This is a genomic window from Peptostreptococcus equinus (assembly GCF_027125355.1).
Classification (GTDB): Bacteria; Bacillota; Clostridia; order Peptostreptococcales; family Peptostreptococcaceae; genus Peptostreptococcus; species Peptostreptococcus equinus.
This window is the reverse complement of the sequence record NZ_CP114052.1, coordinates 1,710,839-1,729,039: the sequence shown is the minus strand read 5'-3', so window position 1 is coordinate 1,729,039 and position 18,201 is coordinate 1,710,839. Positions and strand designations below refer to the sequence as shown.

The 18,201-nt window shown below is 30.3% G+C and carries 30 protein-coding genes; 27 read left to right on the top strand and 3 right to left on the bottom strand.

The window, feature by feature from the left end; translation table 11 throughout:
• Positions 1 to 103: 103 nt before the first annotated feature.
• The 14 genes from O0R46_RS08660 to O0R46_RS08595 all read left to right on the top strand — a co-directional run bounded on the left by O0R46_RS08660 (position 104) and on the right by O0R46_RS08595 (position 11,158).
• Positions 104 to 739, top strand: a complete 636-nt coding sequence (locus O0R46_RS08660; protein WP_269311359.1) for a redox-sensing transcriptional repressor Rex — start codon at positions 104 to 106, stop codon at positions 737 to 739.
• Positions 740 to 952: 213 nt separating this feature from the next.
• Complete coding sequence (locus tag O0R46_RS08655) at positions 953 to 1,123, top strand: DUF362 domain-containing protein (protein WP_269311358.1); 171 nt, start codon at positions 953 to 955, stop codon at positions 1,121 to 1,123.
• Positions 1,124 to 1,467: 344 nt separating this feature from the next.
• Positions 1,468 to 2,721, top strand: a complete 1,254-nt coding sequence (gene gluD / locus O0R46_RS08650; RefSeq protein ID WP_269311357.1) for an NAD-specific glutamate dehydrogenase — start codon at positions 1,468 to 1,470, stop codon at positions 2,719 to 2,721.
• 228 nt (positions 2,722 to 2,949) lie between these two features.
• A complete protein-coding gene (locus tag O0R46_RS08645) occupies positions 2,950 to 3,171 on the top strand; it encodes a FeoA family protein (protein ID WP_269311356.1) in 222 nt (73 codons plus the stop codon).
• A 166-nt stretch (positions 3,172 to 3,337) separates the two neighbouring features.
• Complete coding sequence (locus O0R46_RS08640; protein ID WP_269311355.1) at positions 3,338 to 3,574, top strand: FeoA family protein; 237 nt, start codon at positions 3,338 to 3,340, stop codon at positions 3,572 to 3,574.
• Positions 3,575 to 3,577: 3 nt separating this feature from the next.
• On the top strand, positions 3,578 to 5,731 hold the full coding sequence (gene feoB, locus O0R46_RS08635; RefSeq protein ID WP_269311354.1) for a ferrous iron transport protein B: 2,154 nt from the start codon (positions 3,578 to 3,580) through the stop codon (positions 5,729 to 5,731).
• Positions 5,732 to 5,877: 146 nt separating this feature from the next.
• Entirely contained in the window at positions 5,878 to 6,033 is a 156-nt protein-coding gene (locus O0R46_RS08630; protein WP_269311353.1) for a FeoB-associated Cys-rich membrane protein, read from the top strand.
• 212 nt (positions 6,034 to 6,245) lie between these two features.
• The gene (gene pyrB, locus O0R46_RS08625; protein WP_269311352.1) at positions 6,246 to 7,166 is read left to right on the top strand and encodes an aspartate carbamoyltransferase; all 921 of its coding nucleotides are present in this window, start codon (positions 6,246 to 6,248) and stop codon (positions 7,164 to 7,166) included.
• A gap of 4 nt (positions 7,167 to 7,170) precedes the next feature.
• On the top strand, positions 7,171 to 7,860 hold the full coding sequence (locus O0R46_RS08620; RefSeq protein ID WP_269311351.1) for a dihydroorotate dehydrogenase electron transfer subunit: 690 nt from the start codon (positions 7,171 to 7,173) through the stop codon (positions 7,858 to 7,860).
• Positions 7,860 to 8,762 carry a dihydroorotate dehydrogenase gene (locus O0R46_RS08615; RefSeq protein ID WP_269311350.1) on the top strand — a complete coding sequence of 301 codons (903 nt, stop codon included), beginning with the start codon at positions 7,860 to 7,862 and terminating at the stop codon, positions 8,760 to 8,762. Before O0R46_RS08620 ends, O0R46_RS08615 begins: the two co-directional genes overlap by 1 nt.
• A 103-nt stretch (positions 8,763 to 8,865) precedes the next feature.
• Positions 8,866 to 9,438, top strand: a complete 573-nt coding sequence (gene pyrE / locus O0R46_RS08610) for an orotate phosphoribosyltransferase (RefSeq protein WP_269311349.1) — start codon at positions 8,866 to 8,868, stop codon at positions 9,436 to 9,438.
• A gap of 206 nt (positions 9,439 to 9,644) precedes the next feature.
• Positions 9,645 to 10,292: an alkaline shock response membrane anchor protein AmaP gene (gene amaP, locus O0R46_RS08605; RefSeq protein WP_269311348.1), complete on the top strand. Its 648-nt coding sequence runs from the start codon at positions 9,645 to 9,647 to the stop codon at positions 10,290 to 10,292.
• A 12-nt stretch (positions 10,293 to 10,304) separates the two neighbouring features.
• Positions 10,305 to 10,766 carry a DUF2273 domain-containing protein gene (locus tag O0R46_RS08600; RefSeq protein ID WP_269311347.1) on the top strand — a complete coding sequence of 154 codons (462 nt, stop codon included), beginning with the start codon at positions 10,305 to 10,307 and terminating at the stop codon, positions 10,764 to 10,766.
• Between the two features lie 5 nt (positions 10,767 to 10,771).
• Positions 10,772 to 11,158 (top strand): Asp23/Gls24 family envelope stress response protein, encoded by a 387-nt coding sequence (locus O0R46_RS08595; RefSeq protein ID WP_269311346.1) that lies wholly within the window; start codon positions 10,772 to 10,774, stop codon positions 11,156 to 11,158.
• Positions 11,159 to 11,314: 156 nt separating this feature from the next.
• Here O0R46_RS08595 and O0R46_RS08590 read toward each other — a convergent pair whose 3' ends face one another.
• From O0R46_RS08590 to O0R46_RS08580, 3 genes are all read right to left on the bottom strand, one after another.
• On the bottom strand, positions 11,315 to 12,409 hold the full coding sequence (locus O0R46_RS08590; RefSeq protein ID WP_269311345.1) for a site-specific integrase: 1,095 nt from the start codon (positions 12,407 to 12,409) through the stop codon (positions 11,315 to 11,317).
• A gap of 142 nt (positions 12,410 to 12,551) precedes the next feature.
• Positions 12,552 to 13,163, bottom strand: coding sequence for a hypothetical protein (locus O0R46_RS08585; RefSeq protein WP_269311344.1), 612 nt, complete (start codon positions 13,161 to 13,163; stop codon positions 12,552 to 12,554).
• Between the two features lie 91 nt (positions 13,164 to 13,254).
• Positions 13,255 to 13,923, bottom strand: a complete 669-nt coding sequence (locus tag O0R46_RS08580) for a LexA family protein (protein WP_269311343.1) — start codon at positions 13,921 to 13,923, stop codon at positions 13,255 to 13,257.
• A gap of 187 nt (positions 13,924 to 14,110) precedes the next feature.
• Here O0R46_RS08580 and O0R46_RS08575 point away from each other — a divergent pair, with 187 nt between their 5' ends.
• The 13 genes from O0R46_RS08575 to O0R46_RS08515 are packed head-to-tail and all read left to right on the top strand — an operon-like array spanning position 14,111 to position 18,192.
• Positions 14,111 to 14,335, top strand: a complete 225-nt coding sequence (locus O0R46_RS08575) for a DUF739 family protein (protein ID WP_269311342.1) — start codon at positions 14,111 to 14,113, stop codon at positions 14,333 to 14,335.
• Positions 14,336 to 14,368: 33 nt separating this feature from the next.
• Entirely contained in the window at positions 14,369 to 14,620 is a 252-nt protein-coding gene (locus O0R46_RS08570; protein ID WP_269311341.1) for a hypothetical protein, read from the top strand.
• 9 nt (positions 14,621 to 14,629) lie between these two features.
• Positions 14,630 to 14,773, top strand: coding sequence for a hypothetical protein (locus O0R46_RS08565; protein WP_269311340.1), 144 nt, complete (start codon positions 14,630 to 14,632; stop codon positions 14,771 to 14,773).
• The gene (locus tag O0R46_RS08560) at positions 14,774 to 14,986 is read left to right on the top strand and encodes a hypothetical protein (RefSeq protein WP_269311339.1); all 213 of its coding nucleotides are present in this window, start codon (positions 14,774 to 14,776) and stop codon (positions 14,984 to 14,986) included.
• Between the two features lie 22 nt (positions 14,987 to 15,008).
• Positions 15,009 to 15,224, top strand: a complete 216-nt coding sequence (locus O0R46_RS08555) for a hypothetical protein (protein ID WP_269311338.1) — start codon at positions 15,009 to 15,011, stop codon at positions 15,222 to 15,224.
• 51 nt (positions 15,225 to 15,275) lie between these two features.
• The gene (locus O0R46_RS08550) at positions 15,276 to 15,407 is read left to right on the top strand and encodes a hypothetical protein (RefSeq protein ID WP_269311337.1); all 132 of its coding nucleotides are present in this window, start codon (positions 15,276 to 15,278) and stop codon (positions 15,405 to 15,407) included.
• A gap of 15 nt (positions 15,408 to 15,422) precedes the next feature.
• The gene (locus O0R46_RS08545) at positions 15,423 to 16,286 is read left to right on the top strand and encodes a DUF3102 domain-containing protein (RefSeq protein WP_269311336.1); all 864 of its coding nucleotides are present in this window, start codon (positions 15,423 to 15,425) and stop codon (positions 16,284 to 16,286) included.
• Positions 16,287 to 16,288: 2 nt separating this feature from the next.
• Positions 16,289 to 16,873, top strand: coding sequence for an ORF6C domain-containing protein (locus tag O0R46_RS08540; protein WP_269311335.1), 585 nt, complete (start codon positions 16,289 to 16,291; stop codon positions 16,871 to 16,873).
• 10 nt (positions 16,874 to 16,883) lie between these two features.
• A complete protein-coding gene (locus O0R46_RS08535) occupies positions 16,884 to 17,162 on the top strand; it encodes a hypothetical protein (protein WP_269311334.1) in 279 nt (92 codons plus the stop codon).
• Complete coding sequence (locus O0R46_RS08530; protein WP_269311333.1) at positions 17,162 to 17,401, top strand: hypothetical protein; 240 nt, start codon at positions 17,162 to 17,164, stop codon at positions 17,399 to 17,401. The genes O0R46_RS08535 and O0R46_RS08530 overlap by 1 nt, the downstream gene beginning before the upstream one ends.
• Positions 17,402 to 17,403: 2 nt before the next feature.
• Positions 17,404 to 17,634 (top strand): hypothetical protein, encoded by a 231-nt coding sequence (locus O0R46_RS08525; RefSeq protein ID WP_269311332.1) that lies wholly within the window; start codon positions 17,404 to 17,406, stop codon positions 17,632 to 17,634.
• Positions 17,635 to 17,643: 9 nt separating this feature from the next.
• Positions 17,644 to 17,979: a hypothetical protein gene (locus O0R46_RS08520; RefSeq protein ID WP_269311331.1), complete on the top strand. Its 336-nt coding sequence runs from the start codon at positions 17,644 to 17,646 to the stop codon at positions 17,977 to 17,979.
• Positions 17,980 to 18,021: 42 nt separating this feature from the next.
• The gene (locus tag O0R46_RS08515) at positions 18,022 to 18,192 is read left to right on the top strand and encodes a hypothetical protein (protein ID WP_269311330.1); all 171 of its coding nucleotides are present in this window, start codon (positions 18,022 to 18,024) and stop codon (positions 18,190 to 18,192) included.
• Positions 18,193 to 18,201 lie beyond the last annotated feature (9 nt).

Sequence of the window (18,201 nt, the reverse complement as noted above, 5' to 3'; positions counted from 1 at the left end):
TAGTTTTTAATATTAATTATACTGAAATTTATTTTTATATAATGCAACTTTTGATAAGTATATATTTTTTACTATGTAATAAAATATACATGGAGGGATTCTAATGGGAAATAAGAATATTTCGATGGCTGTAATCAGAAGATTACCAAAATATTATAGATACTTAGCAGACTTGCTTGCAAAAGACATACAGAGAATTTCATCAAAAGAACTAAGTGAAATAATAGGATTCACAGCTTCACAAATTAGACAGGATTTGAATAACTTCGGTGGTTTTGGCCAACAAGGATATGGATACAATGTTGAAGCTCTACATAGAGAAATAGCTAAGATATTAGGACTTGATAAAAAATACAAAGCAATTTTAGTAGGCTCAGGTAATTTGGGTCAAGCACTTACTAATTACTCTGGTTTTAAAAATGCTGGTTTTGATATAATGGCAGTTTTTGATGCAAATCCAAGGATGATAGGTTTAAAGATTAGAGATTATGAAATAATGGATTCTGATTTAATTGAATCGTTTGTAAGCGAAAATAATGTAGAAATTGCTATACTTTGTATACCGAAAGAAGGAGCTCAACAGGTAGCAGATAGACTAGTTAAGAGCGGTATAAAAGGTATATGGAATTTTGCTCCAGTTGATTTAGATGTGCCATCAAGTGTAATCGTTGAGAGTGTAAATTTAACTGAAAGTTTATTTACCCTTTCATATCTAATGAAAGACGGAGAAGAGGCATAATAAATACATATATTGTATGTGAAAAGTATTATCAATTATGATTGGAGTTATCTTATATTTGTTTTACTGTAAAAATAAAAGATTGATAGTATTAAAGCTTTGAAAAACAAAGAAAAAAATATGCTTTTTTTTCTTAAAATCAATTGCAAAAGAATAGGTCATCTGTTATAATGAATTTGATGATAAATATATTTAAATTTGGAGGTAATAACAATGGCTTATGTAATTAAAGATTCTTGTATTAGTTGTGGCGCTTGTGCTGCTGAATGTCCAGTATCATGTATATCTGAAGGTGACGGAATCTACGTTATCGATGGATCTGCTTGTATAGACTGTGGATCATGTGCAGGTGTTTGTCCAGTGGATGCACCTCAGCCAGAATAATAATAAGATAATATTCGAGAATTTTACCCTATACATTAAATGTATAGGGTTTTTTCTTATGTAGTTTACAGATAGAGTATAGTGAAAATATTTGATTTTTATATATGGATTTATAGACTTAAAAATATTCTGAAAAATTAGATTATTCGAACTTTCGATAGTGAATTAAAAAGAAAATAAAAAAAAGTCATAAAATATTAAAATTTTATACACTATTTTATTTATATGTGTTATAATCACATTAGAGTTAGGAAAATGTTCTCCGAACTAGAATTGTTGTTGAAAAAGGGGAAAATTTCCTACAAAAATATAAATAGAGTATCTTAATTTAAGGAGGCTTACAAATGGCAAATGTATTTGAAATGGCACAGGCTCAAGTAAAGAACGCTTGTGATAAATTAGGAATGGAACCACAGGTTTATGAACTACTTAAAGAACCAAGAAGAGTTATCGAAGTTAACATCCCAGTTAAAATGGATGACGGTTCTATAAAGGTTTTTAAGGGATACAGATCTCAGCATAATGACGCTGTAGGACCAACTAAAGGTGGTATTAGATTCCATCCAAACGTTTCTCTTGAAGAAGTAAAGGCACTTTCTATATGGATGACTTTCAAGTGCTCAACAACTGGTATACCTTACGGTGGTGGTAAGGGTGGAATCATAGTTGATCCATCTGAATTATCTGAAGGTGAATTAGAAAGATTATCTAGAGGATACATAGATGGTATCTACAAGTTAATCGGAGAAAAAGTTGACGTTCCTGCTCCAGACGTAAATACAAATGGTAAAATAATGTCTTGGATGGTTGATGAATACAATAAACTTGTTGGTGTTTCTTCAATCGGTGTATTAACTGGAAAGCCAGTTGAATTCGGTGGATCATTAGGAAGAAATGAAGCTACTGGTTATGGTGTTGCTGTTACAGTTAGAGAATCTGCTAAGAAATTAGGAATAGACATGAAGAGAGCAACTGTTGCTGTACAGGGATTTGGTAATGTTGGTGCTTACACAGTTAAAAATATCCAGAAATTAGGCGGAAAAGTTGTTGCACTTGCAGAATGGGATAAGGAAGTTGGACCGTATGCTTTATACAAAGAAGATGGTTTAGATTTCCAGGCAATGATGGACTACAGAGCTGAAAAGGGTAACTTAGTTGACTTCCCAGGTGCTAAAATGATAAACATGGATGAATTCTGGTCTGCAGATGTTGATGTTGTTGTTCCTGCTGCTCTTGAAAATTCAATTGATGCTAAGGTTGCTGAAATGATTAAAGCTAAGCTAGTTTGTGAAGCTGCTAATGGACCTACAACTCCAGAAGGTGACGAAGTTCTTAATAGAAAGGGAATAGTTCTTACTCCAGATATATTAACTAATGCTGGTGGTGTTACTGTTTCTTACTTCGAATGGGTACAGAACTTATATGGATACTATTGGTCTGAAGCTGAAGTTGAACAAAAAGAAGATGAAGCTATGGTTAAAGCATTTGAAGCTCTTTGGGCAATCAAAGAAGAATATGGTGTAACTATGAGAGAATCTGCTTACATGCATTCAGTTAAGAGAGTTGCTACTGCAATGAAACTTAGAGGATGGTACTAAAATATAAATAAATCAAAAGACTGCTTTTAGCAGTCTTTTTTTTGCAAAGAAATGAAAAATAATACAAACGATTATTATCAGAAATGAAAAATGTTTTTAATTAAATCTTAACAACTTATTGACAATTAATATTGATTGAACTATACTATTTATATCAAATTAGTTTAATTATTAAAATTTATGCAATAGATGATAATGAGTTTCTATTATATTTAAGGAGGGGTTTATATGAACCTATCAATTGCACCTATAGGAGTAGCTATGCAGATAGTGAAAATAAGAATAAAAGATGACCAGAAAAAACAATTAGCAAATATGGGTTTTGTAGATGGTACTCCAGTAACAGTAATATCAGAAAATATGGGGAATATAATTGTTAATGTGAGAGACAGTAGAGTTGGTATAGGAAAAGATTTAGCGAAAAAGATTAACGTGTCTCCACTGAATTAAAGTTAATTATATAATATATAATTGATAAAATATAATATTTAATCAAAAATAATAGTTTAGTTAGCAATAATTTATATTTTAATAAATATTTAATATCATAATGAAGTCTATTTTTAAAATTATAATGAGAATAGATTTCAATATCAATACGAAAAGAGGAATTATTATGAAAACATTAAAAGATGCCGAAGTGGGTAATTATTATTCGGTAAAAAAAATCCATGGTAGTGGCCCGTTAAAAAGAAGAATTATGGATATGGGTATAACGAAAAATGCCGAATTGTATGTTAGAAAGGTGGCTCCTTTGGGCGATCCAGTACAGATATCACTAAGAGGTTATGAACTTTCGCTAAGAAAAGACGATTCATCTTGTGTTGAAATTGAATTAATAGAGAGGGGATAAAAGATGAGTATTACAATTGCACTAGCAGGTAATCCTAACTGTGGAAAATCAACGCTTTTCAATGCTCTAACAGGATCTAACCAATATGTTGGTAACTGGCCTGGAGTAACAGTTGAGAAAAAAATAGGGTCTTACAAAAAAGATAAAGAGGTAAAAATAACAGACTTACCAGGTATTTATTCATTATCACCATATACTCTGGAAGAGGTAGTAAGTAGAGAATACTTAATTAATGAAAAACCAGATGTGATAGTGGATGTTGTAGATGCATCTAATATAGAAAGAAATTTATATCTATCTACTCAGCTATCAGAATTAGGTATACCTATGATAATAGCTTTAAATATGATGGATATAGTAGAAAAAAATGGCGATAAGATTAATGTCAGACAACTAAGCGCTGATTTGGGATGTCCTGTAATTGAAATATCAGCACTTAGAAATAAAAATATAGATAAAGTAATAGAAGAAGCTAGAAAAGCAGTAGGCAGAAATTATCAACCAATAGATGTTTTTGATGAGCAGGTTGAAGAATATTTAAATGAAATAGAAAAATCTGTAGGAAAAATACAATTTTCAAATCACAGTAGATGGTATGCAATTAAACTATTTGAAAATGACGAAAAAGCAACAGAAAGCTTAAATTTGAGTGCAAACGAAAAGACAGATGTAGAATCAGTGATTGCTAAGGCTGAAGCCGAACTTGACGATGATGGCGAAGGAATTATAACAGATGCAAGATATACATATATATCATCGATAGTAGCAAATACAGTAAAAAAGGGAAGGACAGGGCTTACAGCGAGTGATAAGGCCGATAGAATTCTTACAAATAGATTTTTAGCTATACCAATATTTGTGGCTATTATGTTCTTTGTTTACTATATTGCTGTTACAATAGTCGGAGGTCCAGTAACTGACTGGGTCAACGATGTATTTTTTGGAGAGATAATAGGTGGTGGTGTAGGTTCATTGCTTGAATCTGCAAAGGTTGCACCATGGGTAAATAGCTTAGTGGTAGATGGAATAATTGGTGGTGTAGGTGGTGTACTTGGATTCCTACCAATAATTGCAACTCTTTATTTACTAATGGCTATATTAGAAGATATTGGTTACATGTCTAGAATAGCTTTTATACTGGATAGAATATTTCGTAGATTTGGTTTATCTGGAAAGTCATTTATACCTATTTTAATAGGTACAGGTTGTTCAGTACCAGGTGTTATGGCTACAAGAACAATAGAAAATGAAAATGATAGAAGAATGACTATAATGGTAGCCTCATTTATGCCTTGTGGCGCTAAGACTGAAATAATAGCGTTATTTGCAGCATCAGTGTTTGCAGGCAGAAAAGGTTGGTGGTTTGCACCTCTATGCTACTTTATAGGTATTATTGCTGTTGTAATTTCAGGAGTGATTCTAAAGAAGACTAGAAAATTTGCAGGGGATCCAGCTCCATTTGTTATGGAACTTCCAGAATACCATATACCAACAGTAACAAATGTACTGAGAACTACTTGGGATAGAATTAAAGCATTTATAATAAAGGCAGGTACAGTAATTTTACTTGCTACAATAATAATTTGGTTCTTACAGAATGTATCTACAAGCTTTGAATTTGTCGAATTTAGTAATGAAAGTCATTCATTATTAGAAGCTATGGGTAGAGCAATTGCTCCAATATTCTCACCAATAGGATTTGGTGATTGGACATCTACAGTGGCTACAATAGGTGGATTGGCTGCCAAAGAGGTAGTAGTTTCTACATTTGGTGTTGTAGCAGGTTTGGGTGGAGATGTTGGTGCAGATACTCCATCGATGATTGAATATACTACAGCAGCATTTACTACGGTATCTGCATTAAGTTTTATGGTATTCAATCAGCTATGCGTACCTTGTTTTGCCGCAGTAGGTGCTATTAGAGAAGAAATGAATGATGCTAGATGGACTTGGTTCACAGTAATTTATCAGTGCTTATTTGCATATGGTATGGCTTTAATGGTATTCCAGTTCGGTAGTGTATTAGTATTAGGAAAGTCTCCAAATATTTGGACTGCTGTAGCAGGATTAGTATTGATAATATTTATTTATCTACTAGTTAGAAAACCAAAAAATTTATCTGATGTAGAAGTTAAAAGAGCTGTATCAGAAAATTAATTATAGTTTATATATATTTTATTGTTAATATGTGGAAAAATGAAAATAAGATTGTAAAGTAAGTGAAATAAAATTACCCATAAATGATATTTAATATCATTTATGGGTAATTTAACTAATGTAAATAAGAGAAAGGGGAAAAAATTATGAATACATCGATGATTTCAACAGTTGTAGTAGTGGCTATAATAGCTGTGGCAGTATTTGTAGCATTTAAATATGTAAGAAAAAATGGGGCTTGCAGTGGTTGCTCACACTCAGGTGGTTGTACGGGTTGCCCTTCAAAAATGCATCAGAAATAAGAGATGCAGCTTATAATATATTAGTTTGTAGACTAGCCTAAATGGCTAGTCTATTGTTATTTGAAAGTAGTTTATATTAAATGTAAAGTATAATATTGAATATAGACTTACTTTATTTTTCTTGACATTAGCTAGCAAAGATGTTAATCTTTAAGGTAGAAAATTTTTATGCTTTAATTGGGTCCTGTGAGGCCGAAAAGGAGGAAAATATAATGACATTAGTAGGTAGACACCTTGTCCAACCAGCAGATTTCTCAGTAGAAGAAATCGAATCAGTACTAGATTTGGGTTTAAGAATCAAAGAAGACCCATCAAAATATATAAGAGTAGCTGAAGGCAAACTATTAGCTACATTATTCTATGAACCATCAACTCGAACTAGACTTAGTTTTGAAGCAGCGATGAATAGATTGGGAGGAAGAATAATAGGTTTTTCTGATCCAGGAGCTTCATCTGTATCAAAGGGAGAGAGTCTAGAAGATACGATCACAACAGTTTCTAATTATGTGGATGTAATAGCTATGAGACATCCAATATCAGGAGCAGCAATTCAAGCATCAAAAGCATGCAAAATTCCTTTTATAAATGCAGGAGACGGAAAAAATCAACATCCAACTCAGACACTTACAGACCTACTTACAATAAAAGCATGTAGGGGACAATTAAATAATTTAACTATAGCAATGTGTGGGGATTTAAAGTATGGTAGAACTGTGCATTCACTTGCAAAAGCTATGTCAAGATATACCGACACAAAGTTTATTTTTATAGCTCCAGATGAATTAAAAATGCCAGAAGAAGTTTTAAATGATATAGAAGGAATTAATTATGAGCAGACAGCATCTTTAGAAGAAGCAATAGGAAAATGCGATATATTATACATGACTAGAGTTCAAAGAGAAAGATTTGAAGATAAGGCTCAATATGAGAGATTAAAGGATACATACATATTAGATGTTGAAAAAATGTCTAAAGCAAAAGAAAATATGTTGGTTTTACATCCACTTCCAAGAGTAAATGAAATTGCAGTAGAAGTAGATCAAGATCCAAGGGCAAAATATTTTGAACAAGCTCAATATGGTATGTATGTTAGGATGGCATTAATAATGAAATTGTTGGGGATTGGGGAGTAGAAAAATGGATTACAAGGTAGTAGAAAATTATTATGTGGGCGACAATATATACTACATAAAAATAGAAGGAAAATTTAATGCTAAAATGGGACAATTTTATATGCTAAGAGCATGGGATAATTTTCCATTATTGTCTAGACCAATCAGCATTTTTGAAGTAGAAGAAAATTATATAAGTTTCTTGTACAAGGTAGTAGGCAAGGGAACTGAAATAATATCAAAATTAAGAGAATATGATTATATAAAATTAGAAGGACCTTATGGAAATGGTTTTGAAAAGGTTAAGGGTAAAATTGCTCTAGTAGGTGGTGGAGTTGGAATAGCTCCTTTATATATGGTCGCAAAAGAACTGGAAAATTGTGATGCATATTTAGGTTTTAATGAAGAAGAAATAATGTTGGATATATTTTCAAAAGAATGTGAGAATGTTTTTACGACAAAAGGATCAACATTTATTACAGATATATTAGATGTAGAAAAATATGATTACATTATGGTATGTGGACCTACACCTATGATGAAAAAAATATTAGATATGGCTAATGAAACACGTACTAGAGTTCAGGTTTCCCTAGAAAATCATATGGCTTGTGGAGTGGGAGCATGTTTAGTATGCACTTGTAAAACACATTCAGGTAATAAAAAAACGTGCAAAGACGGACCAGTATTCTGGGGAGAGGATGTGATTTTATAATGGCAGATTTAAAAGTGAATTTGTGTGGCTTTGATTTAAAAAATCCAATAATAATGGCATCAGGAACATTTGGATTCGGAAAAGAATATGGAGAAATTTATGATGTATCACTCTTAGGTGGAATTAGTTCAAAAGGCCTTACTTTTGATAAAAGACAGGGAAATGATGGACTTAGAGTATATGAGACACCATCAGGAATGATGAATAGTGTGGGACTTGAAAATCCAGGAGTAAAAGGATTTATTGAAAATGAATTAAAAGACTTTTCCAAGATAGATACTTGTAGGATAGTAAATTTGGGTGGTAATTGTGAAGATGATTATATAGAAGGCGCAAAATTACTAAGCGATGAAGATTTTGATATAATTGAGCTTAATATTTCATGCCCTAATGTAAAGTACGGAGGTATGGCTTTTGGAATCAAATCAGAAGTAGCAAGAGATATAGTGAGGTCAGTAAGGGAAGTTTGCAAAAAAACTTTAATAGTAAAACTTTCACCAAACGCAGAGGATATAGTAGAGATGGCAAAGGTATGTGAAGAAGAAGGTGCTGATGGAGTCTCACTGGTAAATACATTTAAAGCAATGGCCATAGACATAAAAAATAAAAAGCCGGTATTTGATAATATTACAGCGGGTCTATCAGGTCCAGCTATCAAACCTATAGCTCTTAGAATGGTATATGAAGTATCTAAGTCTGTTAATATTCCAGTCGTAGGAATGGGTGGTATTATGTGTGCTGAAGATGTTATAGAATTTATTATGGCAGGAGCAACTTGTGTACAAATAGGAACTGCGAACTTTGTAGACCCAAAAATAGGTGAAAAGATAATAGAGGATTTAAAATACTATATGAATCAAAATGGTATTAATAGTCTAGATGAAATCAGAGGGATAATATAGGAATGTATAAGTTTATATTTAATAAAGTATAAAAAATATATTCATTAAAAATAAATTTATTAATAAAGATAAAAAGTATAATATGATTTTGTGGAGGTATAATATGACTAATGTTGATGTAATAAATATTTTAAGAGATTGTGATGCACTTTTAGAGGGACATTTTTTATTGTCTTCAGGAAAGCATTCAAATAGATATGTACAGTGTGCAAAAGTGCTTAGATATCCTGACAAAGCAGCACAAGTACTGAGTATAGTAGTAGAAAAAATAAAAGATTTAGATATAGATTTAGTAGTGGGACCTGCTATGGGCGGAGTGGTAGTATCTTATGAGTTGGGTAGACAACTTGGCAAAGAAGCTATTTTCACAGAAAGAAAAAATAATGTAATGGAGCTTAGAAGAGGATTTGAAATAAAACCAGGTTCTAAAATAATAATAGCAGAAGACGTGGTAACTACAGGCAAATCAACGAAAGAAACAAAAAAAGTTTTAGAAAAATTGGGAGGAGAAGTAATAGGAGTAGCTTGTATAGCTAATAGGACATCAGAAGATATAGGAATGCCAATATACAGTGCAATAGACATAGATATAAAAGTATATGATGCAGAAAATTGTCCACTGTGTAAAGAAGGAAAAATAGAACTTGTAAAGCCTGGCAGTAGAGAGTTTAAGTAATTTAATTTTTCGTATATGAAAAGCCTAAAGAATATGCATATGCAAAGTTCAATGGGCTTTTTTTATATCAATAAATAAATTAATATTACCTATAAACATTATTTCACAGAAATTTCAAAAATTTTAATATGTAATCACTTATAGTATTATGTTATACTATAAGTGATGATACAAACTTATAAATGAAAATGGAGGCTGAATAGTCTATGAAGAAATTATTGAATTTTATTTACTATTTGCTGGCGATTTTGCTTGCTATATCTTTATTAATATTTTTCTATAACAAGAGTTATTTGGAACCTATTTTGTCATATATGAATGAGAACATATTTGTATATTCTATGATGATTATTTTAGGAATTTTTATATTATCATCTCTTGCAAAAATATTATTTACTTTGGGAAAAAAATCTCCTGACTCTTATTTGATTTTGGCTGATGATAAGGGGCAAATATCTATTTCTGATTCTTCAATAGCACAGACTTGTGAAAAGGTATTAGCAACATATCCAGAAGTTGTGGAACAAAAGATAAAGACTAGTATAAAAAATAATAAAAATTCTCAGGCAGATGTCATCGTAAATATAAAATGTGGTCTTGATGAATATCTATGTGGGAATAAAGATGGAGAAAATCAAGTAGCTGTAGATAGCTTATGTTTAGATATACAAGATAAAATTTATAAGGCTTTAGAAGCTTTTCTAGGCAGAAAAGTTAATCAAGTGAATATAAAATATCACAATGTAAAGTATAAGGAAATAAATCATAAAGATAAAAGAATAAGAGATGAAAGAGATATTAAGTCTAATCAATCTGGAGCAAGCTCTAGAAAAAAAGGCAGTAGAGTAAGGTAGGGGGACAATAAATTGTTGGATGAAAATTACCATATAGTAGACATAGATGAATACAATGGCGATTTTGATAATAATGTAAAAACTCAAATAATATATGAATCAAGCGACAATATGGATGATAATATGAGCAGTAATAAATATGCTAGAAATAATATTAATCTTGATAGTAGCGATGATATAAGCGATTCGTATAGGGGATATGATAATAATAAATCTAAATATAAGATAGATGTATCTAATGAACTCACAAGATATTATCATAAGAAACCAAATACTTTTATTGGAACTCTAGTAGGACTAATATTTGCGATTTGTACATTATTAATTGGATTTTGGAAGACATTATTTTTATTTATTATAATATTAATCGCCAATATAATAGGACAGTTGTTGGATAAAAATTCTAGGATAATAATGTTTTTTGATTGGCTTATAAGAAAATTTAAAAGAAATAGATTTAGTAATTGGAGGTAGATGGTATGAACAACAATGATATGACTGTAAGAGACTACGAAAACAATAGCACTTTGGTATTTGATGAACAAGTTATAGTAAAAATTGTATCTATGGCACTAAGAGATATTGAGGGTGCAGCAATTGCTAGAGGAAATTCAAATGCTTTTTCAGGTATTGTAGGAAGAGGTTCTTCTGAGGGAATCAATGTAGAAGTTGGCACTAGCGAAGTAGCCGTAGATCTAAGATTAATTATTGAATATGGAAAAAATGCTAGGGCTGTATATGAACAAATAAAAGCTAAGATAGAAAATGAAGTAATGAGTATGACTGGCCTAAGGGTAGTAGAAGTCAATGCTAGGATTGAAGATGTTTTTGAGAAAGAAGAATTTCAAGCAAGAACACAGCTTTAAATAAAGAGAAATTAGGCAGCTGTACAAAGTGTATAGCTGCCTTTAATAAATGCCACTAATTTCATATAAAAATGAGTAATATTGATAAAATCGTGAATATAAGTTGTACTAACACTTTCAAGAAACATACTCTTTGTAAGTGTGTTGAAAAGTGTGTTAAAGTATTTCTAGATTAGAAAATAGTTCTATATCATTTTCTTTCATTTTTCTAGTAACTTGTATGTATATTCTTTCAGTTATTTTGGAATCTTTATGCCCTAGTCGTCTAGTTATGACTTGTAAGGGGACACCTGCCTCAGCTAACAAGCTTGCGTGTGTTTTTCTGAATTTATGAGTTTTTTGATTAGCTCCAATTGACTTTAAACATTGCCTTATTGAAGTTATATCTAAGTATAAACCTTTTCTACTGCAAAATACTATGTCGCTTCTAATACCGTTTTCAAACTTCAATTTTTTAGCTTCTAATATTATTTCTTTGCAACGTTTATTTAAACCAAGTATTCTATTTGATGTAGCTGTTTTTGTTGCATTAACTAAAAAGCCATTTGAATAAGTAGCGTTAATATTAATAGTATTATTTTTCACTTCTGAATCCTTTAGAGCTAATATCTCCCCAATCCTATTACCAGTAAGTGTTTGAAATTCTAGAATATAAGATGTCATTACACTTGTATAAGTGTCTTTTTCTTTCAAATTTTTAAAAATAACTTTTAGTTCTTCTTTTTCATAGTATTCTTTTTCAACAACATTATCATGTACAGCACTATTTTTAATATTTTTAAAATTATTTAATTCATAGTTGGTTAAGATTCCTTCACTAAAACCAAAATTAAGTAACATTTTAATGAATTTCCTATTACTTTTAGTGGCATTTAAAAAAAGCAGATTCATTTGTTTTAAACTTAAAGTATCTATTATCAAATTTTCTCCAAGTAGATTTTTAAGCGAATTAAATTGAGAATTAACTGTTTTGTAAGTTGTTTGCCTAGTATATTGCTTAGTTTTGAACCACATATCTATTAATTTCCCAAGTGTGATACAATCATCTAACTTAGCCTGCTCAAATTCTTCATCTATAGCTTGCATAATGTCCTTTTTAGCTTGATTTCTGTTCTTAGCAGTGTCTTTAGCGTACTTCCTTGTCTTTCGTCTTTTTTTTCCGTTTGGAGCGGTATACTGTAACTCATACTTAACTGATCCATCTTTTTGAATATGCGTCCAAATTTCTTGTTCGTGGTAGTCTTTATTCATTGATTTTATCCCCTTTCTCTGATATAATTGTATTACAAAAGGACGTACTAATACTGTACGTGTCTAGCCAAGAAGTAGTTCGGTCGCCAAACTTGATACTACTTCTTTTTTTATTTCAACTTATGGGAAATTCCCAATAGTTCTATTGACCAGCAACAAGCATATTATATATTATTTTAATATTTTTAGCTTTGCTGTTTTCTACTTGCATAAATCTTATCTGTTCAGGGATACTTTCATCAATACCTGCCTCTTTTGAAACAAAATCTATTGCAACATTTATATTTTTAACTTTATATTTGTAAGTATCGAGATTCAATATAGACAACTGATTTTTTGTTCCAAATTCAATGCCATTTTCGTTGTCAATATTAATTCTTACTAATTTATCTTTATAAAACCAATATTCATAGTCAATGTTATCTTTTTTATAAGATAAAGTTGATATATTATATTTATCACCACTTCCTTGTGAATCCCAATCGAATTTATCAGTGCTTTGCGGCTGACCTAATTCATTGATAATATCATCTTTAGTTTTATTTATGTATTTTTTTGTATCAAATACAACTGGTAAATCATTAGTTGTATTATCAGTTAATTGTTTTTCTTCGACTTTTGTTTTATTAGTGGCTGTCTTTTCTTTATCCGACAATAAAGAACCTATAATAGTGCCTACAACAAAAATTATTATTACAATTAAACAACCTACTTTAAAGCAACCGCCTTTTTTCTTTTTTTCTACATCGTTCATTATAAACCCCCTAAAAAATATAATTTATTTAATTTTATAATAACATCACAGGAAAACAGTTGCAATAATAGTTACATTATCGTAACTATTATTAATCAACATCAACTATATATTTTACAACTTTTCCTATAAGTTTTAAATCTTCGCTATCATCATAATTTACAATAATATCTGTATAAGTATCATCATAGCTTTCAGGCTTAAATATAAATCTCCTATTAGATTCATCATTTATAAATCTTTTAACACTATATTCGCCATTTTGAGAAAACACTACTATATCTTTGCTCTTTATATCAGATACTCTTTTCTTAGAGGTATCTACCACAATATAAGACTTATTAGGGATATACTTGTTCATTGATTCCCCACTTACTTTTAATAGTATAATAGATTTACTGCCTGCATATTTACCAAGTATCTTATCACTTAACGGAACTTCTTCATAATCGCTTATGCCTTCTATATTTTCTAATGAACCAGCTGATATAGAAACTGGAAAATATTTGTATAACGAATTAGATAAGTTATTTCTTATAATTTTATTTCCAGCTACATCAACGTCTGCCCCCATTAACCAAGTTACATCTACATTTAAAGCTTTACTTATTCTATAAATATTATTTTGTTTAGGTTTAAATCTGCCTGTCACATAATGACTAATAGAAGCTTTATTTATACCTGTTAGTTCAACTAAATCCGCCTGGCTAATATTATTCATATCCATTGCTTTTTGTATTCTTTTATATATTTCTTCCATTTTTTACCATCCTTCCTACATTTTTATTATACATTATAAGTTAAATAAATTCAACAAAATTTACAATATATTATAAAAAAAGTTAAACAAGTTTAAAAAAACTATTGACAGTGAAAAAAAATTGATATATACTAAAAACAAGTTAAACAAGTTTAACAAAAAACAAAAAAGAAAAGAGGTGTTAAAAATGGCTTGGGATTATTCAAAACTATTAGGTAAGATAAAAGAAAAATATGGAACGCAAGATAAGTTTGCTAAAGAGTTAGGCATGAGTGCCACTACATTAAATTTAAAGCTAAATAATAAATTAGAGTTTACTCAAAAACAAATGTTTTTAGCCTGTGATTTGCTAAACATTGATAGAAGTAAAACTAACGATTATTTTTTTGAACAATTAGTTAAACAAGTTTAACTAATACTAACAACAAAATTCGGAGGCAACAATATGCAAAAGACAAAACTAAGCGTTACAGAGGTAGCAGAAGAATATGGATGGAAGTCGCCAACAACAGCTATCAAATACGTAAAAGAATTTGAGCAGGCAGTAGATGATGGGTTGATTAATAGGAAGTATTTTTTACACCCTAATAGAAAAATCAAAAAGGTTAATAAGTACGCGTTTGAATACTATATGACAAATCGTACTAACTTCCAAGACCCATTTCAATGTAAAAAACTTACAGAATACAAATTCTAGGAGGTGTAAATGGTAGATTTAACAGAATACGCAAAAGAAAATAAACAACTAGAAGATAAGCACAACGATTTATTAATTAAATCTAGTGTCTTCTTTGCAATAGCATTCATATTCGAAGTGCTATTGATATTAGTAATAGTAGGAGTGATTTAAATGGAAAAAATAGAAGAAGAACAGATAAAAAAAATAACAGATGCATTGTATGGATTAGACTACGACCAATGGAGTTTAATTAGTAATTCGGTAGATATGTATTTCAATAAAAAAATCACCAAGCTGGAACTTGATGACAAAAAAGTTTTATATGCTTTTTTAAATAGGGACCCTAGAGACCCTGGCACTATAAATATACCTAAAGAATATTAAGCCGAAACTAAAGGAGGTTTCAATGAAAAAACTACAAATAATAAAAAATGAAGTAAAAGGTAAGAAATTCAATGAAATGATAAGAGTTAGCACAGATGTTAAAAATGCAATAGATGAATTATCAGCTAGTACAGGCAAAACAAGAGTAGTAATAGCAGATAAATTACTTAGATTTGCAATGGATAACTGTGTAATTGTTGATGAAGAAGATTTAACAGACTTAGTTATAGAGGAGTAATTATGCTAGAGGAATTAATAGAAGAAATGAAAAATAAGGAGGATTCAACATATGAGAGATACAAACGTCACAAAGCAATTTCTAAAGGAGAATGAGATAGATATAGTAGGTGCAGTATTTTACGCAGTACTAATTGTACTAGAAACTATCAGGCATAAGTTAGCAGAAAATGCATGGAGTTAGAAAAGAGGCGATAAATTGAATGATTTGCAACAAGTAACGCAATTAGAAGTAGAGATTAACTACTATAAAAATCAAACAGTACAAAACTTCTTAGAAATAGGTAAAAGGTTGGTTAAGTCTAAAGAAGTTATTCCTAATGGAGAATGGAAATATTGGCTTAAAGAAAAGGTAGACTTCACAGAAAGAACAGCTTATAGGCTTATAGATTGTTACAACAGATTTGGAGAACTGTCGACGTCGACAGTCATAAGTTCATCAAAAATGATTGAATTGCTATCATTACCCGAAGAAAAAACGCAAGATTTCATTGAAAATAATGATGTTCAGGATATGACAGTAAAACAACTAAGAGAAGCTGTTAAGAGAGAAAAAGAAGCAATCAAACGTGAAGAACAAGCGAAAAATGAAATAGCTAAGCTTAAATCCGAGTTAGAAAAACAACCTAGAGAAGTTATAAAAGAGATTGTAAGAACTGAAAAGGTCGAAGTAACACCTATTGACTATGAGCCAATTAAAAGGGACTTAGCCAGCAAAGACGAAGCTTTAAAAAAAGCAAGTTACAGACAAGAACAAGAAGTAAAAGCAAGAAAGCAAATTGAAGCAGAATTAAAAGCTACTAAAGAAGAAATGCAAAAACTTAAAAATGAGTACACATCAGAAGAAGCAAAGAATAGATTTTCTAAGAATTTATCTGAAAATACAATAGTATTTTTATCAGAAATGAATAACTTTTTAAGTCGTATAGGTGGCTTAGCTTGGGTTACAGATTATATAGAAGATTTAGAAGATGTAGAAGTTAGAAATATTCACAAAGGATTAGATAGCATTGAAGCTTGGACAGTAGCAGTAAGAAATAATTTAATTGAGAAAGGAAAATAAAAATGGCAAATGAAATACAAGCAATAGAAAAAATGATTAGGCAACAAACAGAACAACAACAATTATTCATTAATTCAGTAAGTCAAATGATGACAAATAATAACAGTAAATTTCAAATTGTAGAAAATAACTTGTCAGAAGTGCAAAAAGACATCAAAGATATAAAAGAAAACGAAGAATTAGAAAATGATAAGTATAACAGATTAAATAAATTAAAAGCTTCAAAAGTTGAGGAAACTGTAGCTAATACTAACGAAGTGATTAAACAAGAGTTATACAGACAGATAACTAGAGCTATAAAAGAAAAATTCAATTTATCAAGCTTACCAAAAATAAAGAAAAAAGATGAACAAGAGTGCGAATCATTCATAGAAAATTTCAAGTTCAACATTAATAACGCTTCTATATCAGCTTGTAGAAAATTTATAAAAGAGTTTGACAAGATAATAGGAACTGATAGCGTTCAACGTGCTAAATATATTATTTACGACTATGAAAAGTGTCTTAATATGATGGATAAGTCTTACAAAGAAGAATTTGAAAATCATTATAAATACACAGAATTAAAAGCTTTTTTAAATAATTAAGGAGGTATTTATGGCAAAAATGAGAATTAGCTATTTGAATAGCGAAAAGAAAGAATTAGTAAATGTAGATCATTTGAGGGCGATAAGAGTTGATACATTTATGTTTATATACGACAAAGAGATTAATACCTGTTCAGTGTATACAGAAAATGACGATTTAAAATCTGTTGGTGAATTTGATACAGATGTGTTTGATTCATCAGTATGTAGAGAGTGGATAAAGAACCATATAGGAGAACCAAGAACATTATCATATGAAGAATCATTAAAAATAGCGGAGGAAAACTAATGAAAATTAATTTAAGAAAAACAGAAAACATAGAAATAGGTGATGTAGTTACAGACGGAGACAATATGTACATTATATGTGTTAGCAATTTTGATGAACAAGTATGCTTACTTGACTTGAAAAATTCATATTTCATTGAAACTTCTTTAGAACCTTGTGAGCTTTCAGATTGTATAAAAGAATTTAATTTGAAATTAGTCACTAAAAATAAAGATGTATTAATAACAGAAAGCAGGTAATTATGAAGCACAAACTAACAGTAACTGAACACATTAGAAAAACACACGAGATTGAAGTAAAAGGAGACTATACAGCAGATGAATTAGATGTGGCGCTAGATTACGCACAAGATACAGCAGATGATATGGACGAATACAAGCAGATGTTAAGCGAGAATGGAATTAATACGGTAAATCACAGGGAAATAATAGATTGTCATAGCATAGAATGTGACTATGCAGATGAAATATAGGAGGTGGCTATGAATAAAGAAATAACACTAGAAGATATAGAACAAAAATGCAAAGAATTAGCAACTATATGCAATTGGTTTCTTTATAAAGCAGGAGCTTATTCTATAAATGTTGATAGATTTATACACAGAAGCCCACGATTACATTTTGGGCAAAACTATAAATTTATTGGCTTGAATGGAACTGAAAGAGTGCGAGAAGGTGGCCTGACAGTAGAGGTATCAAAGGTTATAAATGAATGTGAGTTGTTTTATTCAAGAGATTCAACTTTAGAGGATATCGAAAAAATTTTAAAAGAAAAAGCCGTTGCGACAACAACGACTAGTCAACAAAATGTTGAATAAAAAACTATATGTACATTATAACACATTTTTAGGAGGTTGAAAATGGCGAATAGTGATTTAAGAGAAGAAATAACTAGGCTAAATGAAATAATAAAAGATAAAAATAAGATTATAGAGTTGCAAGACAAACATAATCATAATTTAGAAAATAAAGTAATTGACTTAGAAAATCAATTAGAAGAAATAGCAAGTGACACATTAAGTCCATTTTAGGAGGTAAAC

Bases quoted from the DNA above. Each gene is read 5' to 3' on its own strand.
- O0R46_RS08660 (WP_269311359.1), top strand. From the start codon at position 104: ATGGGAAATAAGAATATTTCGATGGCTGTAATCAGAAGATTACCAAAA.
- O0R46_RS08655 (WP_269311358.1), top strand. From the start codon at position 953: ATGGCTTATGTAATTAAAGATTCTTGTATTAGTTGTGGCGCTTGTGCT.
- gluD (WP_269311357.1), top strand. From the start codon at position 1,468: ATGGCAAATGTATTTGAAATGGCACAGGCTCAAGTAAAGAACGCTTGT.
- O0R46_RS08645 (WP_269311356.1), top strand. From the start codon at position 2,950: ATGAACCTATCAATTGCACCTATAGGAGTAGCTATGCAGATAGTGAAA.
- O0R46_RS08640 (WP_269311355.1), top strand. From the start codon at position 3,338: ATGAAAACATTAAAAGATGCCGAAGTGGGTAATTATTATTCGGTAAAA.
- feoB (WP_269311354.1), top strand. From the start codon at position 3,578: ATGAGTATTACAATTGCACTAGCAGGTAATCCTAACTGTGGAAAATCA.
- O0R46_RS08630 (WP_269311353.1), top strand. From the start codon at position 5,878: ATGAATACATCGATGATTTCAACAGTTGTAGTAGTGGCTATAATAGCT.
- pyrB (WP_269311352.1), top strand. From the start codon at position 6,246: ATGACATTAGTAGGTAGACACCTTGTCCAACCAGCAGATTTCTCAGTA.
- O0R46_RS08620 (WP_269311351.1), top strand. From the start codon at position 7,171: ATGGATTACAAGGTAGTAGAAAATTATTATGTGGGCGACAATATATAC.
- O0R46_RS08615 (WP_269311350.1), top strand. From the start codon at position 7,860: ATGGCAGATTTAAAAGTGAATTTGTGTGGCTTTGATTTAAAAAATCCA.
- pyrE (WP_269311349.1), top strand. From the start codon at position 8,866: ATGACTAATGTTGATGTAATAAATATTTTAAGAGATTGTGATGCACTT.
- amaP (WP_269311348.1), top strand. From the start codon at position 9,645: ATGAAGAAATTATTGAATTTTATTTACTATTTGCTGGCGATTTTGCTT.
- O0R46_RS08595 (WP_269311346.1), top strand. From the start codon at position 10,772: ATGAACAACAATGATATGACTGTAAGAGACTACGAAAACAATAGCACT.
- O0R46_RS08590 (WP_269311345.1), bottom strand. From the start codon at position 12,409: ATGAATAAAGACTACCACGAACAAGAAATTTGGACGCATATTCAAAAA.
- O0R46_RS08585 (WP_269311344.1), bottom strand. From the start codon at position 13,163: ATGAACGATGTAGAAAAAAAGAAAAAAGGCGGTTGCTTTAAAGTAGGT.
- O0R46_RS08580 (WP_269311343.1), bottom strand. From the start codon at position 13,923: ATGGAAGAAATATATAAAAGAATACAAAAAGCAATGGATATGAATAAT.
- O0R46_RS08575 (WP_269311342.1), top strand. From the start codon at position 14,111: ATGGCTTGGGATTATTCAAAACTATTAGGTAAGATAAAAGAAAAATAT.
- O0R46_RS08570 (WP_269311341.1), top strand. From the start codon at position 14,369: ATGCAAAAGACAAAACTAAGCGTTACAGAGGTAGCAGAAGAATATGGA.
- O0R46_RS08565 (WP_269311340.1), top strand. From the start codon at position 14,630: ATGGTAGATTTAACAGAATACGCAAAAGAAAATAAACAACTAGAAGAT.
- O0R46_RS08560 (WP_269311339.1), top strand. From the start codon at position 14,774: ATGGAAAAAATAGAAGAAGAACAGATAAAAAAAATAACAGATGCATTG.
- O0R46_RS08555 (WP_269311338.1), top strand. From the start codon at position 15,009: ATGAAAAAACTACAAATAATAAAAAATGAAGTAAAAGGTAAGAAATTC.
- O0R46_RS08550 (WP_269311337.1), top strand. From the start codon at position 15,276: ATGAGAGATACAAACGTCACAAAGCAATTTCTAAAGGAGAATGAGATA.
- O0R46_RS08540 (WP_269311335.1), top strand. From the start codon at position 16,289: ATGGCAAATGAAATACAAGCAATAGAAAAAATGATTAGGCAACAAACA.
- O0R46_RS08535 (WP_269311334.1), top strand. From the start codon at position 16,884: ATGGCAAAAATGAGAATTAGCTATTTGAATAGCGAAAAGAAAGAATTA.
- O0R46_RS08530 (WP_269311333.1), top strand. From the start codon at position 17,162: ATGAAAATTAATTTAAGAAAAACAGAAAACATAGAAATAGGTGATGTA.
- O0R46_RS08525 (WP_269311332.1), top strand. From the start codon at position 17,404: ATGAAGCACAAACTAACAGTAACTGAACACATTAGAAAAACACACGAG.
- O0R46_RS08520 (WP_269311331.1), top strand. From the start codon at position 17,644: ATGAATAAAGAAATAACACTAGAAGATATAGAACAAAAATGCAAAGAA.
- O0R46_RS08515 (WP_269311330.1), top strand. From the start codon at position 18,022: ATGGCGAATAGTGATTTAAGAGAAGAAATAACTAGGCTAAATGAAATA.